Annotated in this window: 18 protein-coding genes and 1 pseudogene; 6 read left to right on the top strand and 13 right to left on the bottom strand. The window is 68.8% G+C overall.

All coding sequences use genetic code 11. The features are described 5' to 3' along the window. Positions 1-28: 28 nt before the first annotated feature. The 5 genes from ATM97_RS11655 to ATM97_RS11635 all read right to left on the bottom strand — a co-directional run bounded on the left by ATM97_RS11655 (position 29) and on the right by ATM97_RS11635 (position 7,478). Positions 29-472 (bottom strand): Uma2 family endonuclease, encoded by a 444-nt coding sequence (locus tag ATM97_RS11655; RefSeq protein ID WP_255587585.1) that lies wholly within the window; start codon positions 470-472, stop codon positions 29-31. Positions 473-632: 160 nt separating this feature from the next. After that, positions 633-1,388 (bottom strand): respiratory nitrate reductase subunit gamma, encoded by a 756-nt coding sequence (gene narI / locus ATM97_RS11650; protein WP_218718003.1) that lies wholly within the window; start codon positions 1,386-1,388, stop codon positions 633-635. Further along, entirely contained in the window at positions 1,385-2,065 is a 681-nt protein-coding gene (gene narJ, locus ATM97_RS11645; RefSeq protein WP_218718002.1) for a nitrate reductase molybdenum cofactor assembly chaperone, read from the bottom strand. Before narJ ends, narI begins: the two co-directional genes overlap by 4 nt. Next, positions 2,062-3,756: a nitrate reductase subunit beta gene (gene narH / locus ATM97_RS11640; RefSeq protein WP_218718001.1), complete on the bottom strand. Its 1,695-nt coding sequence runs from the start codon at positions 3,754-3,756 to the stop codon at positions 2,062-2,064. Before narH ends, narJ begins: the two co-directional genes overlap by 4 nt. 11 nt (positions 3,757-3,767) lie before the next feature. After that, positions 3,768-7,478: a nitrate reductase subunit alpha gene (locus ATM97_RS11635; RefSeq protein ID WP_218718000.1), complete on the bottom strand. Its 3,711-nt coding sequence runs from the start codon at positions 7,476-7,478 to the stop codon at positions 3,768-3,770. Between the two features lie 688 nt (positions 7,479-8,166). On the opposite strand from ATM97_RS11635, the gene ATM97_RS11630 reads away from it, so the two are divergent. Further along, complete coding sequence (locus ATM97_RS11630; RefSeq protein WP_218717999.1) at positions 8,167-8,898, top strand: helix-turn-helix transcriptional regulator; 732 nt, start codon at positions 8,167-8,169, stop codon at positions 8,896-8,898. Here ATM97_RS11630 and ATM97_RS11625 read toward each other — a convergent pair. Further along, positions 8,895-9,728 (bottom strand): alpha/beta fold hydrolase, encoded by an 834-nt coding sequence (locus ATM97_RS11625; protein WP_218717998.1) that lies wholly within the window; start codon positions 9,726-9,728, stop codon positions 8,895-8,897. The two genes, ATM97_RS11630 and ATM97_RS11625, sit on opposite strands and share 4 nt — an antisense overlap. A 204-nt stretch (positions 9,729-9,932) precedes the next feature. Between ATM97_RS11625 and ATM97_RS11620 the strand changes: the two genes are divergently transcribed. Continuing rightward, positions 9,933-10,832: a hypothetical protein gene (locus ATM97_RS11620; RefSeq protein WP_218717997.1), complete on the top strand. Its 900-nt coding sequence runs from the start codon at positions 9,933-9,935 to the stop codon at positions 10,830-10,832. Positions 10,833-10,851: 19 nt separating this feature from the next. Here ATM97_RS11620 and mtnC read toward each other — a convergent pair whose 3' ends face one another. From mtnC to ATM97_RS11600, 4 genes are all read right to left on the bottom strand, one after another. Then, positions 10,852-11,544 (bottom strand): acireductone synthase, encoded by a 693-nt coding sequence (gene mtnC, locus ATM97_RS11615; protein WP_218717996.1) that lies wholly within the window; start codon positions 11,542-11,544, stop codon positions 10,852-10,854. Then, entirely contained in the window at positions 11,541-12,116 is a 576-nt protein-coding gene (locus ATM97_RS11610) for an acireductone dioxygenase (protein ID WP_218717995.1), read from the bottom strand. The genes mtnC and ATM97_RS11610 overlap by 4 nt, the downstream gene beginning before the upstream one ends. 3 nt (positions 12,117-12,119) lie before the next feature. After that, a complete protein-coding gene (gene mtnA, locus ATM97_RS11605; RefSeq protein ID WP_218717994.1) occupies positions 12,120-13,757 on the bottom strand; it encodes an S-methyl-5-thioribose-1-phosphate isomerase in 1,638 nt (545 codons plus the stop codon). Positions 13,758-13,844: 87 nt separating this feature from the next. Next, complete coding sequence (locus ATM97_RS11600) at positions 13,845-16,205, bottom strand: arylsulfatase (RefSeq protein ID WP_218717993.1); 2,361 nt, start codon at positions 16,203-16,205, stop codon at positions 13,845-13,847. A gap of 272 nt (positions 16,206-16,477) precedes the next feature. Between ATM97_RS11600 and ATM97_RS11595 the strand changes: the two genes are divergently transcribed. From ATM97_RS11595 to ATM97_RS11580, 4 genes are read left to right on the top strand one after another with little or no spacing between them, the layout of a single operon-like run. Continuing rightward, positions 16,478-18,055, top strand: coding sequence for an ABC transporter substrate-binding protein (locus ATM97_RS11595; RefSeq protein WP_218717992.1), 1,578 nt, complete (start codon positions 16,478-16,480; stop codon positions 18,053-18,055). Next, positions 18,052-19,011: an ABC transporter permease gene (locus ATM97_RS11590; RefSeq protein ID WP_218717991.1), complete on the top strand. Its 960-nt coding sequence runs from the start codon at positions 18,052-18,054 to the stop codon at positions 19,009-19,011. The genes ATM97_RS11595 and ATM97_RS11590 overlap by 4 nt, the downstream gene beginning before the upstream one ends. Continuing rightward, the gene (locus tag ATM97_RS11585; protein ID WP_218717990.1) at positions 19,008-19,874 is read left to right on the top strand and encodes an ABC transporter permease; all 867 of its coding nucleotides are present in this window, start codon (positions 19,008-19,010) and stop codon (positions 19,872-19,874) included. Before ATM97_RS11590 ends, ATM97_RS11585 begins: the two co-directional genes overlap by 4 nt. Next, positions 19,871-21,895, top strand: coding sequence for an ABC transporter ATP-binding protein (locus tag ATM97_RS11580; protein ID WP_255587584.1), 2,025 nt, complete (start codon positions 19,871-19,873; stop codon positions 21,893-21,895). The genes ATM97_RS11585 and ATM97_RS11580 overlap by 4 nt, the downstream gene beginning before the upstream one ends. Before the next feature lie 50 nt (positions 21,896-21,945). Here the strand turns inward: ATM97_RS11580 and ATM97_RS11575 are convergent, their stop codons facing one another. The 3 genes and pseudogenes from ATM97_RS11575 to ATM97_RS11565 all read right to left on the bottom strand — a co-directional run. Beyond that, positions 21,946-22,104, bottom strand: a complete 159-nt coding sequence (locus tag ATM97_RS11575) for a hypothetical protein (protein WP_218717989.1) — start codon at positions 22,102-22,104, stop codon at positions 21,946-21,948. Between the two features lie 203 nt (positions 22,105-22,307). Continuing rightward, positions 22,308-23,063 (bottom strand): ESX secretion-associated protein EspG, encoded by a 756-nt coding sequence (locus tag ATM97_RS11570; protein ID WP_218717988.1) that lies wholly within the window; start codon positions 23,061-23,063, stop codon positions 22,308-22,310. Then, a pseudogene (locus ATM97_RS11565) lies at positions 23,050-23,257 on the bottom strand (hypothetical protein); the annotation flags it as partial. The pseudogene ATM97_RS11565 and the gene ATM97_RS11570, both read right to left, overlap by 14 nt.

Below are 23,257 nucleotides of genomic sequence, written 5' to 3'. Positions count from 1 at the left end.
GAGGACACGGATGCGTGCTGTACGCCCCCTACGGTGCCGTGGCCTCGGCCAGGTGGAGGGTGATGGGGAACGGCAGGGTCAGGTCGAGGGAGTCATGGTAGATCCCGGTCGGTGCGTACTGACCGGTGGCCGGGTCCAGTTCGAAGACGTAGACGACAGCGCGCCCGTCGACGTTCTCGACGCGCCAGAAGTGCGGGATGCCTGCGTCCGCGTAGAGCACCGGCTTGCGCTTGCGGTCGCGGATGATCGAGTCCGGGGAGACGACCTCGATCGCGAGAAGCACGTCCTGTGGTTCGTAGGTCGTTTGTTCGAGGCCGGTGCTCGCCGCCGCATCGACGATCATGATGTCGGGCTCCGGTCGCTGCCGTGCGGACAGCGTCACGGTCATTTCCCGACGCACGTGGAGATGGCGTGGAGCCTGCGCTTTGAGACTGTCGCGAAGGTAGTCGATGACCAGCATGTGAAACGCCATCTGCGGCTCCCGAAGACGAGGCTCCCGTCGATCAGCTCGGTGTGCGGGGGAAGGCCGGTCAGACGATCCAGATCGGTCCCCTCGCTAGTTGGTGTTCCAGCTGACCGGACCAGTATGGCGCTGGCCCGGGTCAGGGGGTACGAGCGAGCGAATCCGGGCCCTACCAGCGGTCGGGGGTGACCGGGGCGTCCCAGGCCTTGGCGAAGCGGGTCTTGTCCTTGGTGTCGACTTCCTTGCGGCGGTAGACGATGTAGGGGCGGGTGAGGTAGCCGATGGGGGCGCTGAACATGTGCACCAGGCGGGTGTACGGCCAGGCCGCGACCAGGGCCAGCACGACCAGGCCGTGCAGCTGGAAGGTCCACGGGACACCGACCATCAGCCCCGGTTCCGGGTTGATGGTGAACAGGCTGCGGAACCAGGGGGAGACGGTCTCGCGGTAGTTGTAGGTGCCCCAGAGCAGGTTGGAACCCCAGGTGTTGAGCAGACCGGTGACCAGGGCCAGCGTCAGCAGGGTGTACATCATGATGTCGTTGCGGCTGGTCGCCTTGCGCACGGCGGGAACGACGATGCGGCGGTAGCAGAGGATGGCGACACCGGCCACCACCATCAGCCCGGCGACCGAACCCGCGCCCACCGCGACGAGGTGGTAGGCGTGTTCGGAGATACCGAGCGCGCTGGTCCACGACTCGGGGATCAGCAGACCCATCACGTGCCCGCCGAACACCCCGAGCATGCCGAAGTGGAACAGCGGGCTGCCCAGTTGCAGCAGCTTGGACTCGTAGATCTGCGAGGACCGGGTGGTCCAGCCGAACTGGTCGAACCGGTAGCGCCAGATGTGGCCGAGCACGAAGGACGTGGCGGCGATATAGGGCAGGATCAGCCACAGGCCTTCGGGGAGCGGGATGGTGGCGTTCATCGGCGGCCTTCCGTGGCGTCGAACAACGAGGGGTCCATGGCGAAGGGTTCCAGCCCGACTTCCTCCTCGGGCGGCCCCTGCGCGGCGAGCTCGGCGATGCGGCGCCGGTCGGCGGTGGTCACCGGCGGCAGCGTCGTCAGCACCGCGGCGAGCACGCCGCTGTAGGGCGAGTCGTTGTCGCCCAAGGACAGTCGCAGCAGCTCCATGACCGGAACGTGCTCGCCGAGCAGGCGCTCACCGCCGATCGGGTCGACGGTGGCGGCGAACTCCAGCAGTACCGGCAGGTGGTCGGGCAGTTCCTCGTCACCGAGTTCCACCCCCGCCTGCCGGTAGGCGTGCTTGAACCGCAGCAGCGCCATGCCGCGCTTGCGGGTGTCGCCGTAGGCGTAGAAGGTCAGATGCAGGCTGGCCCGGCGGCGCATGTCGAAGGTCTCGACATAGCTCTGCGCCACCTCGATCGAGGGCGTCTCCCGCAGGTAGGTCAGCACCGCGTCGAAGTGCGCCCGCACCTCGGCGGGCAATTCGGCCGCGGCCGTGGACATCTGGTCCAGCAGCGCCAGCGTGGACTCACCGGGGTAGTCCAGCAGCAGCGCGGCCAGCCGCCACACGACCCGCCGATCGTGCTCGGGCATGGCGGTGACCGGCTGGGGTCGCTTGCGGATCGAGAGCAGACTCATTGCGCCGCACCGCTGACCGTGGAGTCGGCCACGGCAGCGCCGTTGCTGCCGTTGCCGTTGCTCCCTGCGTCGGCGCCGTTGCCGTTCGCGGTGGGCGCAAGCTTGTCGCCGCTCGGCACGAGCCCGCTGGTGCTGCGGCCGTCCCAGTTGAGCAGGTTGATCCGGCCCGACTTCTCCTCGGGCGCGGCCTGATTGGTGTCGGCCAGCGAGAACTTCTCCACCACCTGGTCGAACGCGGTCATGCCGGGTCCGCCGTCGGTGTCGAGGCTGCATCCGGTGGCCAGCGAATCCAGTTCGTGCGCACGGGAGGTCGCCCCGGAGGGGATCACGTAGCGGTGCTCGTACTTGGCGATCGCGAGCAGCCGGTACATGGCCTCGATCTCCTCGGGCTCGAGCCCGATCGACGGCGCGATACCGGGCTCGGGCTCCTCGCCGAGGTTGACCGAGCGCATGAACGCGCGCATGCCGGCCAGCCGTTGCAGCGAGGCGCGCACCGGCCCGATCTCCCCGGCGGTGAACAGCTCGGCCAGGTATTCGATCGGGATGCGCAGCGCGTCGATGGCGCCGAACAGGTTGCCCGCGTCCTCACCGTCGTGCCCGGTCTCGCTGAGCACGTCGACCACGGGCGACAGCGGCGGCACGTACCAGACCATCGGCATGGTGCGGTATTCCGGATGCAGTGGCAGCGCCAGCTGGTAGTCCACGATCAGCTTGTAGACCGGCGAATCCTGTGCCGCCTGAATCCATTCCGGCGAGATGCCGGCCTTCTCGGCCTCGGCGATCACGCGCGGGTCGTGCGGGTTGAGGAACACCCCGAGCTGGGACGGGTAGAGGTCCTTGTCGTCGGTCACCGACGCCGCCTCGAGCACCGCGTCGGCGTCGTAGAGCATCACGCCGATGTAGCGCAGCCGCCCGACGCAGGTCTCCGAGCACACGGTCGGGATGCCGACCTCCACGCGCGGGTAGCAGAAGGTGCACTTCTCCGCCTTGCCCGTCTTGTGGTTGAAGTAGATCTTCTTGTACGGGCAGCCGGTGATGCACTGGCGCCAGCCACGGCACTTGTCCTGGTCGACCAGGACGATGCCGTCCTCCTCGCGCTTGTAGATCGCTCCCGACGGGCACGACGCGGCGCACGACGGGTTCAGGCAGTGCTCGCAGATGCGCGGCAGGTAGAACATGAAGGTCTCTTCGAACTCCAGTTTCACCTTGTCCTCGAGCTTGCCGAGCAAGGGGTCCTTGCCGACCGCTTCGGGACCGGAACCGAGGTCGTCGTCCCAGTTGGCGCCCCAGGTGACCTTGGTGTCCTCGCCGGTGATCAGCGACTTCGGCCGCGCGACCGGAGTGGTGTCGGTGGGCGGGGAGGCCAGCAGGTTGTCGTAGTCGTAGCTCCACGGCTCGTAGTAGTCCTCGACCGTGGGCAGGTCCGGGTTGGCGAAGATGTTCATCAGGCGCTTGAACCGCGAGCCCGACTTCAGCGACAGCTTGCCACGCTTGTTCAGCGTCCAGCCGCCCTTCCACTTCTCCTGATCCTGGTACTGACGCGGATAACCCTGTCCCGGACGGGTTTCCACATTGTTGAACCAGACGTACTCGGTGCCGCCGCGGTTGGTCCACGCCTGCTTACAGGTGACGCTGCAGGTGTGGCAGCCGATGCACTTGTCCAGGTTCATGACCATGGCGAGCTGAGCCATTACGCGCATGATTAGTACTCCACGTTCTGGTTGCGTCGGCGAATTGTCGTGACCTCGTCACGCTGGTTTCCGGTGGGGCCGTGGTAGTTCAGCGCGAAGGACTGCTGGGCGTAGCCGCCGATCAGGTGCGACGGCTTGATCAGCACCCGGGTCAGCGCGTTGTGGATACCGCCGCGCTTGCCCTTGGCTTCCTTGGTCGTGGTCTCGGTGCCCTCGATGCGCGGCACGTCCACCGCGCGGTCCTGCGCGTGGTACATGAAGACCGTGCCCTCGGGCATGCGGTGCGAGACGATGGCGCGGGCGACGACGATGCCGTTGCGGTTGATCGCCTCGATCCAATCGTTGTCGGCGACACCGATCTTGGCGGCGTCGCGGTCCGACATCCAGATCGTCTGACCGCCGCGCGAGAGCGTCAGCATGTGCAGGTTGTCCTGGTAGGCCGAGTGGATGGACCACTTGGAGTGCGGCGTCAGGTACCGCACGGTCACCCCGCCACCGGCGACATTGCCGATCGACGGTTCGGCGAACAGCGCGGTCATGTCCAGCGGCGGCCGGAAGATCGGCAGCTGCTCGCCGAGTTCGATCATCCAGTCGTGATCGAGGTAGAAGTGCTGGCGCCCGGTGAGGGTGTGCCACGGCTTGAGCCGCTCGACGTTGATGGTGAACGGCGAGTACCGGCGGCCACCGCTCTCACTGCCCGACCACTCCGGCGAGGTGATCACCGGGACCGGCCTGGCCTGGGTGTCGGCGAAGGTGATCTGCTTGCCCTCGGCCTCGGCCGCGAGGTCGGCCAGCTTGGTGCCGGTGCGGCGCTCGAGCTGGTGGAAGCCCTCGACCGCGAGGCGGCCGTTGGTGGTGCCCGACAGCGCCAGGATGGTCTCGGCGGCGAAGGTGTCCTTGGCCAGCGACGGCCGCCCGGCCGCGATGCCGGAGACGACGGTGCCGTTCTTGCCCGCGAGGTACGCCACCTCTTTGTCCGGGTAGGTGGTGATGCCCTTGGTGGTCACACCCAGGGTGTCGACCAGCGGGCCCAGCGCCGCGAGCTTCTCCGCGATCTTGGTGTAGTCGCGTTCGATCTCGACGATCTTGGGCATGGTCTTGCCCGGAATCGGCTCGCACTCACCGGCTTTCCAGTCCAGCACCTTGCCGCCGGCCTGGGCGAGCGCGTCGGGGGAGTCGTGCTGCAACGGCACCGCGACGATGTCCTTGCGGGTGCCCAGGTGCTTCTCGGCCAGCCAGGAGAAACCGCGCGCGATCCGGTGGAACGCCTCGAAGTCGGTCTTGGCCTCCCACGGCGGGGAGATGGCGGGGGAGAACGCGTGCACGAACGGGTGCATGTCGGTGGAGGACAGGTCGTGCTTCTCGTACCAGGTGGCGGCCGGCAGCACGATATCGGCGAACAGCGTGGTGCTGGTCATGCGGAAGTCCAGCGCCAGCAGCAGATCCAGCTTGCCCTCCGCGCCCTCCTCCCGCCATTCCAGTTCCTGTGGCCGCACGCCGGTGGCGTCGGTGGTCTGCAGGTTGGAGCCGCAGCCGAGCAGGTGCTTCTGGAAGTACTCGTTGCCCTTGCCCGAGGAGCCGAGCAGGTTGGCTCGCCACACGGTGAGCACGCGCGGGAAGTTCTCGGGAGCGTCGGGGTCTTCACAGGCGAACCGCAGGTCACCGGACTTGAGCTGGGAGACGACGTGGTCGGCGGCGGTGGTGCCCGCGGCGGCGGCCTCGTCGCTGAGGTCGAGCGGGTTGCGGTTGAAGGTCGGGTAGCTCGGCATCCAGCCGAGCCTGCTGGCCAGCGCGATGTTGTCGGCGGCGGTGCGGCCCGCGAACTTGCCCTTGCCCAGCGGCGAGGCGAAGGCGTCGGAGGTGAACGGGTCGTAGCGCCATTGGTCGTTGGTCAGGTACCAGAACACGGTGCCCTGCATCTGGCGCGGCGGCCGCTGCCAGTCCGAGGCCGACGCCAGCGTGGCCCAGCCGGTGACGGGACGGCACTTCTCCTGGCCGACATAGTGGGCCCAGCCGCCGCCGTTCTTGCCCTGGCAGCCGGTGAGCAGCGTCAGGGTGAAGAACGCGCGGTAGATCTGATCGGAGTGGAACCAGTGGTTGGTACCCGCGCCCATCAGGATCATCGAGCGACCGCCGGAACGCTCGGCGTTGTCGGCGAACTCGCGACCGATGCGCGCGGCCTGCACGGCGGGCACACCGGTGATGGTCTCCTGCCAGGCCGGGGTGTACGGCGACTCGGCGTCGTCGTAGCCCTTGGCCCACTGGCCGGGCAGACCCTCGCGGCCGAGGCCGTACTGGGCCAGCAGCAGGTCGAACACCGTCGTGACCCGCTTGCCCGCGACGATCTTGGTCGGCACGCCGCGGATGATCGACTCGGCGGAGTCGGTGTCGAAGCGCGGCAGCGCGATCTCGGCGGGCGCGTCGCCCGAGTGGCCGAGCAGGGTGAGCAGCGGGTCGACACCCTCGAGATCGAGGTTCCACTTGCCCGCGTCGCCCTCGCCGAAGCGATGGCCGAGCGAACCGTTGGGCACGACCGGGTTCCCGGCCTGGTCCAGCAGCACCGGCTTGTGCTCGACACCCTCGCCGGTCTGGCCCAGGTCGGCGGCGGTGAGGAACTTGCCGGGCAGCGCGCCGCCCTGGCCGTCCGCCTCGTCGAGGCAGATCAGGAAGGGCAGGTCGGTGTAGGACTTGATGTAGTTCAGAAAGCTCGGCGTCTGCTTCTCGAGGAAGAACTCCTTGAGCACCACGTGGCCCATGGCCATCGCCAGCGCCGCGTCGGTGCCCGGTCGCGCCGCGACCCACTCGTCGGCGAACTTGGTGTTGTCGGCGTAGTCGGGGGAGACCACCACGACCTTCTGGCCGCGGTAACGCGCCTCGGTCATGTAGTGCGCGTCGGGCGTGCGGGTCACCGGGACGTTGGAGCCCCACATGATCAGGTAGCCCGCGTCGAACCAATCGGCCGACTCCGGCACGTCGGTCTGATCGCCGAAGACCTGCGGCGAGGCCACCGGCAGGTCGGCGTACCAGTCGTAGAACGAGAGCATGTAGCCGCCGATGAGCGATACGAACCGGGCGCCGGTGGCGTGGCTGACCATCGACATCGCGGGAATCGGCGAGAAGCCGGCCACGCGGTCGGGTCCGTACTGCTTGATCGTGTAGACGTGCGCGGCCGCGGCGATCTCGGCGGCCTCCCACCACTCGGCCCGGACGAAACCGCCCTTACCGCGCGCGGACTTGTAGGCCTTGGCCTTGGCCGGGTCCTCGACGATCGACTCCCACGCCAGCACCGGGTCCTTGAGCTCGGCCTTGGCCTTGCGGTACAGGTCGAGCAGCGTGCCGCGCACATACGGGTAGCGCACCCGGGCGGGGGAGTAGGTGTACCAGGAGAACGACGCGCCACGCGGACAGCCGCGCGGTTCGTATTCCGGCTTGTCCGAGCCCACCGAGGGGTAGTCGGTCTGCTGCGACTCCCAGGTGATCACGCCGTCCTTGACGTAGATCTTCCAGGAGCACGAACCGGTGCAGTTCACGCCGTGGGTGGAGCGCACCACCTTGTCGTGCGACCAGCGGTCGCGGTAGAACGCGTCGGCGTCGCGACCGCCGACCTTGTACACCGACCGGTTGTCCGGCGAGACCTCACCGCGCTGAAAGTATTTACCGAGGTTCAGCAACGTGTCGCCGATATCGGTGGGCGACGGACCATGAGTGCGCGAATTAACCACGACGCCCCCTTCGAGCTGTGCTTTCGGGCTGATAGGGGCAACTGTAAAGAGACCGGGTGCTCCGGCAAAACGAACTCTTCACATCCTCGGTGACCCCTCGGTGAGCTGTGAGGTCGGCGAAATCTCGTGGTCACGGACGCGGCTCGGGCGGCGGCGCGCGATTCGGGGCCGACCTGGGTCAACGGGCGGCGACCTGGCTGAACGGGAGTCGCGCGGAGCCTGTTCCCGGGCCCGCGGTGATGCTTCGGAAACCGCTGGTTCTCGGGCGGTTTACATTTGTTTACACATCCGGCGGGCTCGCTGAACAGGGAAGATGTGACGGCCCGCACACTGCGCGGGGGTGTCGCGGCAGGGTCGGCGCCCGTGCGGGCGGGGTGGATCGAGGTCGCTCGCGCGTCGACTGGCGTGCGGCGGCGAAGTCTATAGCACTGCTGTACGGAAAGAATTCGAATCCTTTTATTTCGCCTCGGCCCTTGGTGTTTCGTGATCGCGCCCACAGTTGCCGGTCGGTAACTACCCAATAGACAACGCGTCAATATAAAGAAACGGCAACTTTTCCGTTCGGCGATTGGTTCGAGGTTGAAACGTCATCCAGGATGGGGCGGTGCAGACAGGGAGGGTTGGGGTGCTACCGAAGTCATCGTCCGACGGGCCGGCTGGTCCGCCGAAGCCGCCGACACTCGGCGGGTTGCTGCGGCGACTGCGCGACGATCGGCGGATTTCCCGGGAAAAACTGGCTTTCGCGGCCGGTGTCAGCTCGAGCTACATCACGCATCTGGAGAGCGGGGACCGGGACCGGCCGACGCAGGCCGTCGTCGAGGCGTTGGTGCGCTACCTCGACCGGATCACCCCGGTGACCGACATCGAGCGCAGGCATCTGTTCGATCTGGCCGGGCTCGCTCCCGTGGACAATCCGTCGGTCGACGACCTGCGCGCCGAGATCAACGCCGAGATGCGCCGGACGCTGGCCCTCCAGGAGCCGAACCTGGCGGCCTATGTCGACACGCGCTGGAATGTGCTGGCGGGCAACGACTCCTATCATCGCGCGTTCCCCGGCTTGGTCGAGGACGTGAACATCCTGCGCTGGTTCTTCGGCAACCCGCTCTCGCGCAAGGTGATGGTGGAATGGGAGAAGGAGTCGACCCTGACCGTGCACTGGCTGCGCGGTCTGATCGGTCAGCAGGGCGGCGGTGAGTGGGCGGCGGAGCTGCTCGACGAGCTCGCCCAGTATCCGGACTTCCGGCGGATCTGGGACGACGGCGACACCGTCTACGGCCGCGAGCACACCGCCATGCGGCTGTGTGATCTGAACACCGGCGAGTACTACACCGTCGACGTCCAGCTCTTCCGCCTCGACTCGGTGGCCTACCCCGGCCGCATCCAGTACTACCTGGCAGTGCGGGAACCCGACGGCGCCTAGATGCCGGCGACGGCGACCGGTGCCGCGGTGTGTGGTGTGCAGGTGGTGACCAGCTCGATCAGTGCGGCGGCGACGTCGTCGGGGTGGGTCACGGGGGCTCCGTGACCCGCGCCGGGCACCGTCTGCACGCCGCGTGCCCCGGGGAGTCCCGCCGCCAGCCGCGCGCATTTCTCGGCGGTGCTGCTGTGGTCGTATTCGCCGCGCAGGACGAGCGCGGGCACGGTGATCTCGCCGAGCCGCTCCAGCACGGAATCCCGATCGATCAGGCACCGGGCCGCCGGATGCAGGGCCGTGCGATCGTGGGTCAGCCAGCGGGTGATCCACCAGCGCCAGATATCCGGGCGATCGCCCCCGATCAATTGGGGCGCCAATTCTTCGGCCAGTGGCACCAATTCCGCGGTGCCGCACCATTCGTCGAAGAATTCTTCGTAGTAGGTTTCGTCGGCCCGGGTGCACGCGCCCGCCTCGGTGTCGAGCAGGGCGAGTCCGCTGACCCGTCCCGGCGCGAGCAGCGCCATCCGTAAGGCGGCGTATCCGCCCTGGCTCATTCCGCCGACCACCGCGGTTTCGACGCCGACCGCGTCGAGCACGCGCAGACCGTCCTCGGCCAGGTCCCAGTAGTCGAAGCGCGGGTCGGCGCCGTAGCCGGTCCGGCCGTGACCGCGGGCGTCCCAGGCGATGACGTTGATGCCGTTGTGCGCCAATATGGTTCGAATCGGATCGAACATGGATTCGTCCATCAGGAATCCGTGGGCGAGCAGCAGGGTGGGCCCGCGAACCGCGCCGGTACGGAAATGGATGTTCACCGAGTCGGAGTGCACATAAGGCATGTTCGAAACATACAAGTGCTGACGACCATTTCGCCCCGCCGTCAGAAATGTGGTCACCGCCGGTTCTGTGAATTCACTGGCGAGTGTATGTACCTCGAGGGGGTGTGCCGATTTACCGCCTGCTATGGACACATGTGTTCACGGCCGATTGGATCGAAGGACAACGACGTACGGCTCGATCAGAGAATTTCGGGGAGTGAACTGATGAGGGTGACGGAGTACGGAAATCACGCACATATATGGCTTGCCGCCGCGGGCGACGGGCTCTCGGACACCTTCGCGGTGTGCGGTGCGGAAGGCAGGGCCATCTGGTACGGCCCCTATCTCGACGCCGATGTCGACCATCCACGCGGTGACCGCCACGCCGCGGCCATGGGTGCCGCGGGCCGCGCGATCTGGCTGGCCGGCCGGGCCCGCGACGATACGGGCGTCGACAAGGCGACCCTGCACCTGTCGGTCAGCGACGACGAGCTCGACGCCGTCACGCTGGCCTGCACCGCATCGATGGCCGGTCTGGCCCTCGATCTCCTTGTCACCGAGGACAATCCAGCCCAGGACTGGTGCCATGCCTTCGGCAGGCTCGACTGGAACTCGGGCCCACTGACCAGCCTGGTCGATCCCGCCGAGCCGCCGAGCGCGCCGGTGCTCCGCTCGATCACCGGCGGCCTCGAACAGCAGTCCGAACCACAGGAAGGGCCTGTCATGCACGAAAACGCCACGGATCACTGGTCGGAACTGCGCTCGGCGTTGGAGGGGCTGCTGCTGCACGACGCGATCGGCATGGACGCCAAGATGCGCCACGCCGTCTCCGCCGTCGTCCACCTCACCGTCGACACCCCGCACGGCCCACCCGAGGACGCCGAGGAGTTCCTCGGCCGCTTCGACGCCTCCTGGCTGGTGGCGTCCTGGCTCGGCCACGACACCGAGCTCTCCCTGATCGCCACCCTCGCCGCGGGCGAGATCCCGGCCCTGTCCTGGTGCGAACTGATGTTCACCACCACCCTGGCCCCGTGGTCGACCAGCCCCGTCGCCGTGCACGCCCGCCGGGTATTCACCACGGTGCAGCGCGGAAAGCTGGGTGCGGTCCGGGCGCACGTCAGCTGACCGCGCCCGGGCCGATCGGTCAGACCGCCGCGCCGACCTCGACCTCGGCGAACGACCCGACCCAGCGATGCGGCGGGCGCGGCGGGTTGGGTTCGCCCGCGCGGTGCACGCCGACGGCCCGCCATCCGGCGGCCACGGCGGCATCGAGTTCGTCCGGGTGGTCGGACAGGAACAGGATCTGCGCGGCCGGGACGCCGATGCGCTCGGCGATGACGTCGTAGGACGCGGCCTCGCGCTTGGGGCCGGCGCTGACCAGATCGAAGTGATCGGTGATCAAGCCGGACAGGTCGCCGGACTCGGCGAAGGCGAACCAATCCCGTTGGTTGCGTTCGGAACCCGACGAGTACACGTACAGGTCGAGCCCGGCCGCGTGCCAGGCCGACAGCGCGGGCACCACATCGGCGAAGAACCGCCCGTGCAGCGCGCCCGCCCGGAACCCCTGGGCGCAGATCGCGCCCTGCGCGGCCTTGAGCGGCTCGGCCTTGACATCGGAACGCAACCAGCCGATGAGGATCTCGGCGATCCGGTCGGTGCCGGCGCCGGGCTCACCGGCCAGCTCCCTGGTCTGGGCGAGCACGGATTCCGCGGCGCCGGCAGCGTTCTCGGCCAGCCAGGCGGGCAGCCGCTGCTCGGTGTAGCCGTAGAGGTCGTTGCGCACCGAATCGGTGGGGCTGGTGGTGCCCTCGATGTCGAGGACGACGGCGCGGGTCACGACGCGGCGAGCAGTTCGTCCAGCGTCGGGAAGCCCGCGCTGATCTTGTCGCCGGTGAAGTCGCCGATCCAGCCGTCGGCCTCCTCGAAGAAGCGGATGGCGATGAAGTCGGGCCGGGTGCCCATGTCGAACCAGTGCAGGGTGCCCGCGGGGACCGAGAGCAGATCGCCGGCCTCGCAGACCGTCGCCAGCACGGCGTCGCCGAGGTGCAGGTAGAAGCAGCCGCGACCGGCGGCGAAGAAGCGCACCTCGTCCTCGGCGTGGCGGTGCTCGTCGAGGAACTTCGCGCGCGCGCCCGCCGCCGTGGCGGGCCATTCCGGGTTGTCGTCGTCGGGGTGGATCCGGGCGACGTCGATGTGCTCGTAGCGGCCCGCCGCGTTGAGTTCGCCGATCTGCGGAGCGTAGTGGGCGAGCAGGGTGTCGGAGTCGGTGTTCGCGGCGTCGGCCAGCACGTCCCAGCGTGAGAAGGCGATGCCGTGCTTGTCCAGCTCGGCGGCGATCTCGGCGGTATCGGTGGTGCGTACGCGCACGTCGGCGGCGTTGTCGGCGGCCATCACTTGCAGCAGGGTCATTGTCTATCCGATCTCGAGCGGCGTGGCGTCGGTGCGCCCCGTGCGGGCGATCAACTCGCACAGGGCTTCCAGGCATTCGGCGCGATCGCGCGCCTGGGCAAGAGTGTCACCCCAGGTGGTGATCCCGTGCCCGGTGATGAAAAGAATCGGTGGGGCGCCGGGGTTATCGCGCAGATAGGTCTCGATGTCGGCGCCGATGCGCGCGACCTCGGGCCAGTTCGGGAACACCGGGACCGCCACCGCGGCCGGGTCGGCCAGGCCGAAGCCCTTGAGCAGCTCGTATCCGGTGATCGACAGCGTACTCACCGCGTCACCGGGCCGCGCGGCGGTGGTCGCCAGCGCGGTCGCGAACGGCGAGTGCACGTGCACGACGGCCCCGGCCGCGCGGGTGCGGTAGACGGCGGTGTGAATGCTGGTCTCCGCGGACGGTTTCCGGCTCTGGCCCGGGCGCGGCGTCGTGTCGGCCACGGCGACCAGGACCATATCCCGTTCGGTCAGTTCGCCTTTGGACAGCCCGCTCGCGGTGATCAGCGCGTCCTCGTCGAGCCGCACCGAGATATTGCCCGCGGTGCCCGGCATCCAGCCGCGCTCGTAGAGCTGGCGCGCGGTGGCCGCGATCGCCGTGCCCTGGGCGGCATGCGGCTGCGAAATCCCGTAGACCACACCGTTTTCGGTGACGACGGCGGTCACCAGATCGGCGGGGGTCACGTCGAAGGCGGGGTTGAACACGGCGGTACCCGCGGGTGCTGTCGCCACTGCGCCGAACCCGGTGACCTCGGCGGCGGCCCGCTGCTCGACCACGATCTGCGCGCCGGTCGCCATCGCGGTGTCACGGGTGGACTCCGGGGCGACCACGATGAACGGGATGCCGTGGTGGCGGGCGGCCAAAGCCAGGGTGAAGGTGCCGATCTTGTTGGCGACGTCACCGTTGGCCGTGATCCGGTCGGCCCCGACGAGCACGGCGTCGACCTGCCCGGTGGCCATCGCCCAGGCGGCGGCGGAATCGATGGTCAGCCGGTGCGGGATGCCCGCCTCGGCCAGCTCCCACGCGGTGAGCCGGGCGCCCTGCAGCAGCGGCCGGGTCTCGTCGACGATCACGTCCGCGACCGCGTCGCGCTCGTGCAGCACCCGCAGCGCGCCGATCGCGGTGCCGACGGCACTGGTGGCCAGGCGGCCGGTGTTGCAGTGTGTGAGCAGCCGCAGCGGCCCGTCGCCACACAGGCGCTGCACCAGGTCGGCGGCGTGGGTGGCGGCGGCCAGGTTCACCCGGCCGTCCTCGGCGAGCAGGTCGAGGGTCTCGGCCAGCACCGCGTCGGCGCCGTCGGCGATCCGCCCGCGCACCCGCTCGACCGCCCAGGCCAGGTTGACCGCGGTCGGCCTGGCCGCCGCGATCCGATCGGCCTCGGCCTGCACGGCGGCCTCGTCCACCACCCCGCCCGCGGTGTGCGCCCTGGTCGCGATGACCACGCCGAACGCCCCCGCGATCCCGATCGCCGGGGCGCCGCGAATGGCCAGCGTGGTGATCGCGTCGATGATCTCGTCGACGGTACCCAGGCGCAGCTGCCGCGCCTCGTGCGGCAGCCCGCGCTGGTCGATGGTGAGCAGCGCTCCGTCGTCCCAGGTGAGCGAGCTGTCGTCCATCGGTGTCCTTACTTCGGGTCGGTCATCGTGCCTGATAAACGGTATCCGACCTGGTCCGGGCACGAAGCCCGGGCCCGGTCGCCCCGGTCACTCGGCGACGTATTCCGCCTCGCGCTCCACGGCGTCGATCGTGGCCTGCGGTACCTGGATCGGACCGGGGGTGTAGGTGATCGCCCGCAGCGACCCCGTGTACCGGAACGGCCCACGGCGCTCGCGCAGCTCCCCGTCGACCGGACCGCGCGCGTCGACGCCGACCGAGATGCCGGTCCACGGCGCCATCCCGACCAGCTGCACCTGATCGGTGAGCTCGGCGACCACCACCCCGTCGACCTCGACCACGAAGTCCCAGCGCAGGTGCGGCCGGATCGCCGCGCGCACGGTGATCTCCCCGGCCCCGCCCGGTAGCGCGGCCGCCACCGACGCGTAGCGGCCGTAGCTGTTGACGCCGAACACCACCTCGTCGTTCTCGACATAGAGCAGGTAGCCGCCCAGCGGGTCGCCGTGCGCGACGAGCACGCCTTCGTCGCCCGGCCGGAAGCCGGTGACCGTGGGACTGTCCCCGGCGGGCGTCGGCGACTCCGCCCGGCGACCGGTGAGCTCGGCGGTGATGGTGAAATCGCGGTAGGCGATCAGGCGCTGTGAGCGGTAGCGCTCCAGGGTCGGCGTGCCGGGCAGCAGCCGCACCGGTGCGGCGAACCGGGCTTCCTCGGGACGACGCCGGAACAGGTCGGCGCGGGTGAGCAGCGGGAATACGGTATTCGCCCAGGCCGATTCGTCCCAGGCCGCGGCCAGCTCGGCGGCCTTGTCCGGGTATTGCGCCGAGAGATCGTGCAGCTCGGTCGGATCGGCGCGCACATCGAACAGCTGCCAGTGCGGCGCGTCCAGATCGGCCCCGGTCTCGTATAGCGACAGCAGCTTCCACCCATCGCGATAGAATCCGCGATGCCCGGTCATCTCCGAGTACTGCTCGGTGTGGCGGGTCGGCGCGGCCGGATCGCGCAGCAGCTCGGCTGCCGAGACACCGTCGAACTCTTTGGCGGGCAGCCCGTTACGCACCGACGGCCGCTCCAGTCCGGCCAGCTCGAGCAGGGTCGGGGCCAGATCGGTGACATAGGCGTACTCGTGCCGGATGCCGGTGTCGGCGCCGGTGCGCGGCAGGCCCTTCGGCCACGACACCACCAGCGGCACCCGCACGCCACCGGCGAAGGTCTGGCCCTTGTAGAAGCGGAACGGCGTGTTGGACGCCTGACCCCAGCCGCGCGGGTAGTGCACACCCAGCTCGGCGGTGCCGATCAGGTCCTCGTCGTGCGGGACGTCGCCGACCCAGTCCGGATCGTCGATATGGGCGAACTCGGCGAAGTACGAGCGGGTGCCCTCGGGGCCGCCCTCGGCGGTGCCGCCGTTGTCGGAGGTGAACACGATGATGGTGTTGTCGAGTTCGCCCAGGTCCTCGAGCAGATCGACGATGCGGCCCAGGCTCTGGTCGATGCTGTCGACCATGCCCGCGTACACCTCCATGTATTTGGCGTAGCGCCTGCGCTCGTCGTCGGAGAGCGAATCCCATTCCGCGGCTTCGTAACCGGGCTCGGTATTGCGCGGCTTCTGCTGCGTGCCGGGCGGGAACAGGCCCTGGGCCAGCTGTTCGGCGAAACGCTGGCGGCGCAGTTCGTCCCAGCCCTCGGCGTAGCGGCCGCGATACTTCGCCTGATCCTCGGCCTTGGCCTGCAGTGGTCCGTGCATCGCCACGTGCGCGAAGTACAGGAAGAACGGCTTGGTGGCATCGTGGGCGCGCAGGTCCTTGAGGTAGGCCAGCGCCTTGTCGGTGAGATCGTCGGTGAGGTAGTAGCCCTGCGGGTACTCCTCGATATCGACCACCGAACTGTCGGAGACCAGCTGATTCGGGTAGTAGAACGAATTCAGCCCCTCCAGCGATCCGTAGTAGCGGTCGAAACCCCGTTGCGTCGGCCAGGAATCGCGATGCGCCGACGGATTCATCGTGGCGTCCCGTACGAGATGCCATTTCCCCACGGCGTAGGTCGCGTATCCGTTACCGCGCAGGATCTCCGGCAGCGTGAGCACGTCGTCGGCCAGTTCCAGGCGCAGTCCGGGATAGCCGGGATCGGCATTGGCGACGAAGCCGAAACCCGCGCGGTGGGAATTGATTCCGGTCAGCAAGGCCGCGCGCGAGGGTGAGCACAGCGGCGTGGTGTGGTAATTCGACAGGCGCACGCCCTGCGCGGCCAGCCGGTCCAGCGTCGGCGTCTCGATCTCGGAGCCGAACGGGCCGATATCGCTGTAGCCCATATCGTCGACGAGCACGACGACGATATTGGGCGCGCCGGCGGGCGCGGTCGGGGGAGAGGTCCATTCCGGGGTCGAATCGGCCGAGGTGCGACCGGCCGAACCACCGAAGGATTCGTAGCCGCGAGCGTGGGGTGGAACAGGCATTCTGGCAGTAAAGGTGACATATTCCCTGGTCACCAGGGTTATATGCATCTTGCGCGGAATCGGTGACCCCTGCGGCGCAACTTGTTAGCGTCACTGCCGTGCCCACGAATCAGCCCTCTCGCTGCTGTTCGTGTCGCGTCCTGCGTGGCTGACGTACGTCTGCTGACGTACGCGGCCGAACGAGCCGATGTGTCCCCTTTCCCCGGTGCGCTCCTGTGCTGCGCGCCGTTCGGCCCGCAGCGCGGGTCGACGTGTCTTCGAGGAATCCCACGATGAGCTTTACCCCCGGCGGCCTCGATCGCCGTAACTTCCTGCGCGCAGGCGGCATCGCCGCGGCGGCCATCTTCGGTGGCGCGGCGCTGGCGGCCTGCACCTCGGCCGTCTCGGAGCAGAAGGCCGGCGGTGACAACGCGACTCCCGTGCGCGGCGGCACCCTGAAGGTGGGTATCCGCGAGGACCTGGTGCCCGCCAACCTGCTGACCAACACCGCCGCGACGCCGGTCGTCATCGGCCTGGTCTACGAATCGCTGATCCGCTACCCGAACGACACGCTGGAACCGCAGCCGCTGCTGGCGAAGTCGTGGCAGCTCGCCGCCGACGGCCGCTCGATCGCGCTCGACCTGCGCGACGACGTGAAGTTCCACTCCGGCAGGCCGTTCACCGCCGAGGACGTGGAGTTCTCCATCCGCACCTACGCCGACGCCAAGTGGTCGGCCCAGCTGCGTAGCACCGCCAGCGCGGTCACCGGCTTCGACATCGTCTCGCCCACCCGCATCGTGTTGCAGCTGGCCCATCCGCTGAGCAACATCTACGACCTGCTCGACACCGTGCCCATCCTGGACAGCGAGACCATCGACAAGCTGGGCACCGGCGACACCTATATCGGCACCGGGCCGTTCAAATACGTCCAGCGCGTACCGAATTCGCAGATCGTCTTCGAGAAGAACCCGAACTACTGGGTCCCCGAGCGCCCCTACCTCGACCGCGTCGAGGTCTCGATCATCCAGGACCCGCAGGCGCTGCTGAACGCGCTCAAGTCCGGGCAGATCGCGGTGGCCAGGGAACTCGGCTACCGCGACGCCGAGAACCTCGCCGAGGCGGGCGGCTACCGGGTGCTCGACCTCGAGGGCGCGGAACTGCAGGCCTACGTCGGCGTCAACGTCACCGAACCGGCGCTGGCCGATGTGCGGGTGCGCCAAGCCATCGCCTACGCCCTGGACCGTGAGCGGATCATCGCCGAGGTCTTCCGCGGCGCGGGCTATCCGCTGAACGTGCCGTGGCCCAAGACCTCGCCCGCCTTCGACGAGTCGCGCAACACCAAGTACAGCCGCGATGTCGCCAAGGCCAAGGATCTGCTCACCCAGGCGGGCAAGCCGCCGAAGCTGCCGCTCACCTTCGCGCCCGGCTACGAGGAGACGGCCCAGATCGTGCAGGCCAACCTCGCCGAGGTCGGTATCGAGGTGACCCTGGACCCGGTCGACGCCGCCACCTTCGTCAAGCAGCTCACCGGTCAGCAGTTCCGTGGCCTGTGGGTGACCGATCACTCGTGGGCGCAGTTCGTGCCGTCGACGCTGACCGTGAGCGCCTACCCGTTCAACGCCCGCCGCAACGCTTCCCGCTACGAATCGCCCGCCTACACCGCGGCGGCCGACGCGGCCTGGCAGCTGCCCCAGGGTACCGGCCCGGACGCGGTGCGCGCCTTCCACACCGTCAGCGACCAACTGCTGGAAGGACTGTTCCTGATCGAGATCGGCGTGCGTTTCCAGCAGTACGCCACGGCGAACAAGGTGCACGAGCTCGCCTGGACCAAGCGCCGTGAGCCCGTGCTCACCGACACCTTCCTGTCATGACCCGCTATCTGCTGCACCGGCTGCCGTCGGCACTGCTCGTGCTGTTCGGCGCCTCGGTGCTGATCTTCCTGCTGCTGCGCCTGGTGCCCGGTGATCCGGCCACGATCCTGGCGGGCAACGACGCGACGCCGCAATCGATCGCGGCGATCCGCCATCAGCTGGGCCTGGACCGGTCCATCCCGGTGCAGTACCTGAACTGGCTCGCTGACCTGTTCACCCTCGATCTCGGGCGTTCCTACATCATCGGCGGGCAGATCACCGATCTGGTCGGCCGCGGTCTCACCAACACCCTGGTCCTGACGGTGACCGCGCTGATCCTGGCCGTCGTGGCGAGTCTGGCGGTCTCGCTGGCGTCGGTGCTGTGGCCGAGCCGGTGGCTGAGCGCCGTTGTCGCCGCGGCCAATACGGTCGCGGTGGCCCTGCCGACCTTCGTCGTCGGGCCGCTGCTGGTGCTGGTCTTCGCGGTCGCGGTCCCGGTGCTGCCCGCCGGTGGTGTGCCGCCGGACGGCTTCATCGCCCGGCCCGATATCGCCGTGCAGTATCTGCTGCTGCCCGCGATCTGCCTCGCGCTGCCGGTGGCGGCGGCGCTGACCCGGTTCCTCACCGAGTCGCTGCGCACCGAACTCACGAAACCGTATGTGCTGACCGCGCGTTCACTCGGCGTCCCGCACCGCGAGATCGTCACCCGAGGCGCGCTGCGCAACGCGCTGCCGACCCTGCTCACCGTGCTCGGCCTGCAGACCGGGCAGTTGCTCGGCGGTGCCGTGCTGGTGGAGGCGGCCTTCGTCTGGCCGGGCATCGGCCAGCTCATCGAACAGGGCATCAGTCGTCGCGACTACCCGCTGGTGCAGGTGCTGTTGCTGCTGTCGGTGGCGGTGTTCGTGGTGATCCAGCTGGTGACCGATATCGCGCACGCCTGGCTGGATCCCCGCATCCGGATCGGAGGACGGTCATGACCGCGACCATCGAGAAACCGGCTGCCGCCCACGAGGAGTCGCCTCGTCGCGCCGGTGCGCTCGCGGCGCTGGGCACGGGGCAGGGGCTCGCCGGTGTCGCGCTGATCGCGGTGATCGCGCTGGCGGGTGTGTTCGCCGGTGTGCTCAGTTCCTACGACCCGCTCGCCCAGATCCCCGGCGCCAATCTGCTCGGCCCGAGCGGGGAGCACTGGCTCGGCACCGATCACCTGAATCGGGATGTCGCGGCGCGGGTGCTCGCAGGCATCCGCGTCGACCTGCTGATCGTGCTGCTCGCGGTGCCGATCGGCGCGCTGATCGGGTCGCTGGCCGGGCTCGCCGCCACCGTGAATCCCTGGGCCGATGTCACCGTGCAGCGGGTGTTCGACCTGATCCTGGCGTTCCCGGCGCTGATCTTCGCGATCGCGCTCGCCGCCGTCACCGGACCCGGCTGGCACGCGGTCGTCATCGTCATCATCGCCACCGAGATCCCGATCTTCGGTCGCCAGATCCGCACCGCCGTCCTGGCGGTGCGCGAGCAGCCGTTCGTCGAGGCGTCCGAGGTGATCGGCGCCGACACCTGGTGGACGCTGCGTAAGCATGTGCTGCCCAACGTGATCGAACCGCTCGGCGTGCAGCTGGCGCTGTCGCTGTCGCTGGCGGTGTTCATCGAGGGCGCGATGAGCTTCATCGGCATCGGGGTGCGTCCGCCGGAACCCTCGCTCGGCTCGCTGATCGGCGAGTCCATCGCCAACCTCGACGCCAACCCGTGGATGGCGATCGGCCCGCTGACCGTCGTGGCCGGGCTGACGCTCGGCTTCCTGTTGATCGCCCAGGCACTGGGCCGGGCAAGGAGGCTGGCATGACCGACGAGCTGGTGCTCGATATCGACGGCTTGACTGTCGGTTTCGGCGATCGAACCGTGGTCGACCGGGTGAGCCTGCGGGTCCGCCGCGGCGAGGTCGTCGCCCTCGTCGGCGAATCCGGCTCCGGGAAGTCGATCACCGCGCGGTCGGTGCTCGGCCTGCTGCCCGGCACCGCGCACGCCACGGGTTCCCTCCGGCTGGCGGGCACCGAGGTCATCGACGCGTCCGAGACGGCCCTGCGAGAACTGCGCGGCACCAAGGCCGCCATGGTGTTCCAGGAGCCGCAGACCGCGCTCAACCCGGTGCAGAAGATCGGTACCCAGATCTGGCAGGCGCTGCGAGCCCACGGCGTCACCGACACGGCCGCCGCCAAGGCCCGCGCGGTCGAACTGCTTGCCGCCGTGGACATCCCGGAGCCGGCGAAGCGGCTGGACTGGTATCCCCACCAGCTCTCCGGCGGGCAGAAGCAGCGCGTGGTGATCGCGCTGGCCCTGTCCGGCGACCCGGACCTGCTCATCGCCGACGAGCCCACCACCGCGCTCGACGTCACCGTCCAGGCGGAGATCCTCGACCTGCTGCGGACCCTGCGGCGCGAGCGGGGCACGGCGATCCTGTTCATCACCCACAACCTCGGCGTGGTCGCCGAGATCGCTGACCGGGTCGTGGTGATGCGGGCCGGGCAGGTCGTCGAAGAACAGACGGTGTTCGGGCTGTTCGGCGCACCGGAGGCGGAGTACACGCGGACCTTGCTGGCGGCGGTGCCGCGGCTGCCCGCGGTGTCCGAGCGTGGGGCCGGGGCCCGTCCGGGTGAGATCGTCGGCGCCGCGAGTGAAGTCGACGCGGCGCAGCCCGATCCCGCCGGAGTGAGCGGTACCGCGAGTGACGGCGACGCCGAGCGCGCCGAGATCGACGGCGACGAGCGTGCTGCGGGTGATGGGGACGAGCGTGCTGCGGGCGACGGTGGCGAGCGTAGTGCGGGCGATGGCGTCGGTGCTGCGGGTGGCGATGTCGTGGGATCGGCTGCGGGTGAGGGCGTGAACTCCGCGGACGATGGTTCGTCCGAGGGAGCGACGGCCGGTGATGCCGAGGAGCCGGAACCGGCTGCCCGCCGGATCCTGCGGCGCGTCGTCGTGCGCGGTCCGGCTGTTGTCGCCGAGAAGGGCGGCGGTACCGACGAACCCGACTATCGCGACGTGTTGCGCATCGACGACCTGTCGGTGACGTACCCGGGACGCCACGGCGCGGCACCTTTCCCCGCGCTGCGCGACATCGCGCTGACGCTGGGCCCGCGCGAGGTGCTGGGCTTGGTCGGCGAATCCGGCTCGGGCAAGAGCACACTGGGCCGCACCGCGCTCGGACTGGTGCCCGCGACATCGGGCACCGTGGAACTGCAGGGTGTCTCCCTGGCCGGGCTGTCACGACGCGAACTACGGGGCCTGCGCAAGAACGTCGCGCTGGTGCATCAGGACGTGAGCGCCTCGCTCGACCCGCGGCGCAGCGTCGCCGACGCGATCGCGGAACCGCTGCAGGTGCATCGCGCCGCCTCGGGCGCGCTGCTGCGGGCCAAGATCGGGGACCTGCTCGAATCGGTGCGGCTACCACGGGATTACGCGCAGCGGCGGCCGGGCGAGCTCTCGGGCGGTCAGCGTCAGCGGGTGGCACTGGCCCGTGCGCTGGCGCTGGCGCCACGGCTACTGGTGGCCGACGAACCGACCAGCGCGCTCGATGTCTCGGTGCAGGCCCAGGTGCTCGACCTCTTCGCCGACCTGAGCGCCGAATACGGCTTCGCCAGCCTGTTCATCAGCCACGATCTGGCGGTAGTGCACCAGGTCGCCGACCGGGTGGTGGTGTTGCGGCAGGGCCGGATCGTCGAAACCGGCGAGGTCGGTGCCGTCTTCGCCGCACCGGCCCAGGAGTACACCCGCCGCCTGCTCGACGCGGTGCCGGCTCCCGACCCGTCGACGGCTCGCCGTGGCCGGGACGGATCCGCGGCGAGCGCGCTCCAGCGCATCGGGGCCTGACGTGGACGAGCCGCCGGAAGGGGAACCGGCGGCTCGTCGACACACGTGGATCAGCGATGGTCGGGGCGGCGCGGTTCACGCCGATCGTCCTGACCTGCTCGCGTCATACCTTGCGAGTTCTCGCCCATCTGCTCCTGCCGCTGTTGCTGCTGCTGCCGCGGCATCTGCTTGGGCATTTTCTTAGGCGTTTTCTTGGACTTGTCAGCCATCTCCACACGGTCCTTTCCGAGGGATAGTGTTTCGCCTAACGCGCCAACGATAGCCAGCGCAAATGCACTTCGGTAGAGGTGTGCGCAAAATGATGGTCCGACCAGGGGAATTCCCGGCGTGTCGATTGTTCGGGAGAATTCTCGAACATTATTTGCCGACGCATTAATCGTGGCAATTCGCCGCCTGGACGGCGGTTTTCCGGTCAATTTTCTTCGGCACGGTAACGACGTTGCGCGCGCAGCAGCATCTGGCGAATTCCCGCGATCATCCGGGTGCGGTCCAACGGCTCGGCGATGATCGGATCGCCCGTCCTGGCGTAGTAGCGCCCGTCCGGGAAGTCCATCCACCAGAACGTGCGCTCCGGTGTCGACGGGCGAGCGTCCACCGCGCCCCCGGCGTAGGCGGCGATCTCGCCGTGTCCCGAACGTGGCCGCCGGAACACCCGGGAGATCTGATCCGCCGCGCTGACCGCGCCCCTGCGGTACTCGAAATGCTCGTCCTCGTCGGCGATCCGCGCGCGCGGGATCTCGATCGGCGCGAGCCTGCCCGGCCCGCGCTCCGGCAGCGCCGCCACCGCGGTCTCGGCGACCTCGTCGATACCGCACCAGGTGAGGACCACGTCGCCGCCGGTGTCGTCGCCGCCGTCCGGCTCCTGGGTCAGCGTGGCGCCCGACGCACCCCGGATCGCGCCGTGGAATCGAATGATCTGCGGACTATCCTGTCCCGCATATCCTTTCGACTCCAGCCGGGCATCGGGATGCAGCAGGGTATCGATGGCGCGCTCGACCATCGGGTCGTACTTGTCGAGCAGCGAGCGCACGGCCAGCTCCTGGTCGCGTTTCAACTCGTCGAAATCGCTGATGCGCGTACGGAATCGCAGCGGATACGGCAGTCGGTCCCGGCCGTAGGCGGCCCACAGGATCTCGAACTCCTGCCCGGTGAACCTACTGCTGGGCACTGTCGTTGTCCGCTCCGATCACCGGCGGCACCGTCCTGATGTCGCCGAGCCCGGTGAGGATCTCCCCGTTCTCCTGATTGACGAGATAGTCGGGGGCGGTGTGGGTTTCGTCGTCGTTCTGCCCACCGCGGCCCGCGCCCGCGCCCATGCCGCCCATCCCCGGCATACCCGCGCGGCCCGCGGCGCCCGCCGCC

This window comes from Nocardia sp. MH4 (assembly GCF_019266065.1).
Classification (GTDB): domain Bacteria; phylum Actinomycetota; class Actinomycetes; order Mycobacteriales; family Mycobacteriaceae; genus Nocardia; species Nocardia canadensis.
The sequence above is the reverse complement of the archived record's forward strand: the minus strand, read 5'-3'. Positions and strand labels throughout refer to the sequence as shown.

What these genes read in the sequence shown, in the direction of transcription:
- ATM97_RS11575 (WP_218717989.1), bottom strand. Translation starts at nt 22,104, where the DNA reads ATGGCTGACAAGTCCAAGAAAACGCCTAAGAAAATGCCCAAGCAGATG.
- ATM97_RS11585 (WP_218717990.1), top strand. Translation starts at nt 19,008, where the DNA reads ATGACCGCGACCATCGAGAAACCGGCTGCCGCCCACGAGGAGTCGCCT.
- ATM97_RS11625 (WP_218717998.1), bottom strand. Translation starts at nt 9,728, where the DNA reads ATGCCTTATGTGCACTCCGACTCGGTGAACATCCATTTCCGTACCGGC.
- narJ (WP_218718002.1), bottom strand. Translation starts at nt 2,065, where the DNA reads ATGAGTCTGCTCTCGATCCGCAAGCGACCCCAGCCGGTCACCGCCATG.
- narH (WP_218718001.1), bottom strand. Translation starts at nt 3,756, where the DNA reads ATGGCTCAGCTCGCCATGGTCATGAACCTGGACAAGTGCATCGGCTGC.
- ATM97_RS11620 (WP_218717997.1), top strand. Translation starts at nt 9,933, where the DNA reads ATGAGGGTGACGGAGTACGGAAATCACGCACATATATGGCTTGCCGCC.
- ATM97_RS11655 (WP_255587585.1), bottom strand. Translation starts at nt 472, where the DNA reads ATGGCGTTTCACATGCTGGTCATCGACTACCTTCGCGACAGTCTCAAA.
- ATM97_RS11595 (WP_218717992.1), top strand. Translation starts at nt 16,478, where the DNA reads ATGAGCTTTACCCCCGGCGGCCTCGATCGCCGTAACTTCCTGCGCGCA.
- ATM97_RS11590 (WP_218717991.1), top strand. Translation starts at nt 18,052, where the DNA reads ATGACCCGCTATCTGCTGCACCGGCTGCCGTCGGCACTGCTCGTGCTG.
- mtnA (WP_218717994.1), bottom strand. Translation starts at nt 13,757, where the DNA reads ATGGACGACAGCTCGCTCACCTGGGACGACGGAGCGCTGCTCACCATC.
- ATM97_RS11580 (WP_255587584.1), top strand. Translation starts at nt 19,871, where the DNA reads ATGACCGACGAGCTGGTGCTCGATATCGACGGCTTGACTGTCGGTTTC.
- ATM97_RS11600 (WP_218717993.1), bottom strand. Translation starts at nt 16,205, where the DNA reads ATGCCTGTTCCACCCCACGCTCGCGGCTACGAATCCTTCGGTGGTTCG.
- narI (WP_218718003.1), bottom strand. Translation starts at nt 1,388, where the DNA reads ATGAACGCCACCATCCCGCTCCCCGAAGGCCTGTGGCTGATCCTGCCC.
- ATM97_RS11610 (WP_218717995.1), bottom strand. Translation starts at nt 12,116, where the DNA reads ATGACCCTGCTGCAAGTGATGGCCGCCGACAACGCCGCCGACGTGCGC.